The organism is Pseudomonas alkylphenolica (assembly GCF_004025535.1).
Classification (GTDB): domain Bacteria; phylum Pseudomonadota; class Gammaproteobacteria; order Pseudomonadales; family Pseudomonadaceae; genus Aquipseudomonas; species Aquipseudomonas alkylphenolica_A.
This window is the reverse complement of sequence record NZ_QJRG01000043.1, coordinates 1-1,371: the sequence shown is the minus strand read 5'-3', so window position 1 is coordinate 1,371 and position 1,371 is coordinate 1. Positions and strand designations below refer to the sequence as shown.

Annotated in this window: 1 protein-coding gene and 1 pseudogene; both read left to right on the top strand. The window is 50.4% G+C overall.

Annotated elements, in window-relative coordinates; translation table 11 throughout:
- On the top strand, positions 1–765 hold a 765-nt coding region (locus DM813_RS28440), incomplete at its 5' end, for a hypothetical protein (protein WP_164897243.1).
- A pseudogene (locus DM813_RS12705) lies at positions 766–1,371 on the top strand (hypothetical protein); the annotation flags it as partial. It abuts the gene before it with no gap.

The following is a 1,371-nucleotide window of genomic DNA, read 5'->3' as shown; positions in this document are numbered from 1 at the left end:
ATCGGGAAGGTACGCGACAACCTCGCGGCAGAGTTCCAGAACGGTGGCGGCGGCAAGTTTTATCAGATCCGCGGTGGCGTGGTCATGGCGTTGATCGAGGGCATCGTCCTTGGCATCAAATATTTCAACAAGGACAACGGTGACAAGGAGAAGCTCGAATACAAGGCAGCGTTTCTGATCACCACGGCCGCGGGTATCGAACTGGCTGCGCTCGGTGTTCAGTCGGTGGCCACGCGCTTTGCGCCCACGGGTGTGGTGGGACGTGGTGCGGCGATTTCGCTGGGAGGGTTACGGCTTGTTGGCGGGTCACTGGCGACAGTGGGTGGGGTGATGCTTGCTTCTATTGATTATGAAGATGGCAAAAAATATTGGCAAAAGAAACACAACTTGCTTGGCAGCGCCTATTTAGCGCGAGCAATTGTATCTGGGGGAATATCAGCACTTGGTGCAGCAGTAGCTTTTTCTTACTCAGGGCCACTACTGCGATTTCTCGTTGGAAAAAATAGCCGACTCGGATTTGTGCTGACGATAGAGAAATTTGCAGGATCCAGATTGGTACCTGTCTTCCTGCGACTGATTGGTATCGGCAGTTTTATTACTGTGGGGATTAGCGTAGCCATTATTTTTTTGTCCCCAGACGAAATGGAGGAATGGTGTTGGCATAGCTGCCTCAGAGAATGGAAATCAGGGGATTTTCTCAAGCCATTCAAAGATCAGGAAACCGAGCTCGAGAAGCTCTATGAGTCACTCCAGGCGGTGAACTAAATGTACCTAATTGAATGGATGTTGTGGTATACGCAGACTTCGAAATCCGAAAGCGAGGATTGGCAACAGAGGCTTGAAAAGCATGTGGCAAATGCTCATGCGGGAAAATACAAACACGAGGACAATCTGCCTGGAATTCATGATCGCGTGAGCGAAGCGCCTTGTGCAGATGGCTCGATCTACGAATTTAATGATACCTACATTGAGATAAAATCTGGTGCAATGGGGGAACGTCGCGGCGTCATGACGTACGTCACACTTATGATTGTGTATTTTCTTTATTCCTTTACAGACATCACTCTAGTGATGAATTCAGTTTGGCTCACTGGCGTGCACTTTTGGATGAGAACCCCTGCAACAGCCAGCGATTACATAACCGGACTGTTCGTAGCCTCAATGACCGCAGGCTGCTTTTATGTGGTATTTCGATATGCACGCATCTTTATTCGCCTCGAAAACTTCGTTCAACGCCGACTGCTGATCCGTTTCAACCGAGTTACCCGCCAGGTCTATCTGCACCGACCGCGTTTCGCTGGTGGCATCGCCGTCCTCGACTGGGAGCAGGTAATCGCCCAGTCTGTTGTGGGCGAAGAAGAATCCGCCAAC